1 protein-coding gene and 1 pseudogene are annotated in these 1,949 nt (G+C 61.3%); both read right to left on the reverse strand.

Going from position 1 to position 1,949, the window contains the following annotated elements; genetic code table 11:
- Window positions 1–416 (reverse strand): annotated as a pseudogene (locus ACQY6C_RS14740) (transposase); the annotation flags it as partial.
- Between the two features lie 49 nt (window positions 417–465).
- Window positions 466–1,595 (reverse strand): IS3 family transposase gene (locus tag ACQY6C_RS14745; RefSeq protein WP_427970041.1). Its coding sequence is split into 2 segments (ribosomal slippage): window positions 466–1,334 and window positions 1,334–1,595, totalling 1,131 coding nucleotides; the frame shifts between segments, so codons are not numbered across the junction.
- Window positions 1,596–1,949 lie beyond the last annotated feature (354 nt).

Genomic DNA, 1,949 nt, shown 5'->3' on the forward strand with positions numbered 1-1,949 from the left:
CAGCGCAGGTTGAAGCCGGCCGCGCACAGCACCGCATGCAGCGCATCTCCAGCACTCCCGGCCAGCCAGCACCGATCCATGCGGTGATCGGCCTTGAGGTGGCCGATCACCGGCTCGACCGCCTGGCGCCGCTTGAGCCAGCGCCGCTGTGGCTTGTTCATCGATTTGTACTTACCCCGGTGCAAGATCTGGACGCCGGGATTGTCGGCATCGACACCGCGATAGCCCAGGTCGACGAACACTTGCTTCGGTCTTCGCCCGATGTCTTCGAGCAGGATCGCTGTTTGTTCGAGCTGGGCGGCGAGCACGTGACCGTCGTAGGGGTTGCCCGGAAAGGTACGGGCGCCGACGATCAGCCCGCGCTTGTGGGTCACGGCGATGCTCGCCTTGACGCCGAATTCGTAGGGTGAGGTGGCCCCATTCGTTTGAACACGAAAGCTGTGTCTGATAAGTGGACGCCGGTCGTCATGCTGCCTGTTCAATCGCCGGCAGCGAAGCGAAGTAAAACTCGTTCGGAGTGCGCTTGTCGAGCGATGAATGCGGCCGGCTCGCGTTGTAGAACTCAATGTAGCGGTTGATGCCGGCACGCGCCGCACTGACCGACTCGTAGGCGTACAGATAAATCTCCTCGTACTTGATTGAGCGCCAGAAGCGCTCGATGAAGATGTTGTCGCGCCAACTGCCGCGCCCATCCATGCTGATCGTCACGCCTTGGCTGTGGAGCGCTTCGGTGAAGGCGGCGCTGGTGAACTGGCAGCCCTGATCGGTGTTGAAGATCTGCGGGCGTCCGTGACGCGCAAAGGCCTCTTCGAGTGCAGCCAGACAGAAACTCGTATCCAGGCTGATCGACACCCGGTGCGCCAGCACGCGGCGGCTGGCCCAGTCGATGATCGCCGCCAGATAGACCCAGCCACGGGCCATCGGCACATAGGTGATATCCATCGCCCAGACCTGGTTGGCCCGCTCGATCTTCATCCCCTTGAGCCGGTAAGGATAGATCGTGTGACCGGGATGCTTCTTCGTCGTTTTGGGTTTGCGGTACAACGCCTCGATGCCCATCCGGGCCATCAGCGTTGAGACGTGTTTGCGTCCGACGCGCAACCCTTCACGGCCGAGCATGGCGCACAACATTCGACTGCCGGCGAACGGGTGCTCCAGGTGCAGTGCATCGATGCGTTTCATCAGTTGCTCATCGGCTTCTGAGACGCCTCGGCTCACGTAGTACGCCGTGCCGCGTGAGATATCGAGAAGCTGCGCCTGGCGCTTGATGCTCAATCCATGTCCGGGCTGGATCATTTCTTTGCGCTCGCCAATCCGGCCTTGTCGAGCGCGCTGACTAAAAAATCAATCTCCAGCGCCTGCTGCCCGATCTTCGCGTGCAGCGCCTTCAGATCCGTCTTCGGTTCGGCCGATGGCGCCGCGCCGAACACGCCCGAGGCGCGTTCGAGCAGTTGGGTCTTCCAGTCCGTGATCTGGTTCGGATGCACGTCGTACTGCTTGGCCAACTCGGCCAGTGTCTTCTCACCACGAATGGCATCCAACGCCACTTTGGCCTTGAAGGCCGGTGAGTGATTGCGCCGCGGTCTTCTGCTCATGCTTTGATCTCCTTGCTGGCCCGATTATCGGGCCTCCTCAGGGGACCAGCGTCCACTTATCGCCGTGTGCAGATTTCTGGGGCCACCTCTGGGCCACCTCAGGTTGCCCGCGCAACCGATAATAGTAGATGGGGCTCGTTCCAGTCACGGTCACCCTGAGCGCAGCGCGCATGCAGGATTCGGCCAGTCCCCGGCGGGGCGGCGGATAGAAGGTGGTGAGACGCCAAGTCTCACGCGTGGATGACCGAGCGCTTGCATCGATCGTGCCGAACGATGGCACCGAGGAGGATGTAAGAACCCTACTGGGGGGAGTTCTCTGTAGGAAAAGGACTTGACTTCGGAAAGCTCATAGAA

Source organism: Altererythrobacter sp. (assembly GCF_050299635.1).
In the GTDB taxonomy this organism is placed as follows: Bacteria; Pseudomonadota; Alphaproteobacteria; order Sphingomonadales; family Sphingomonadaceae; genus Erythrobacter.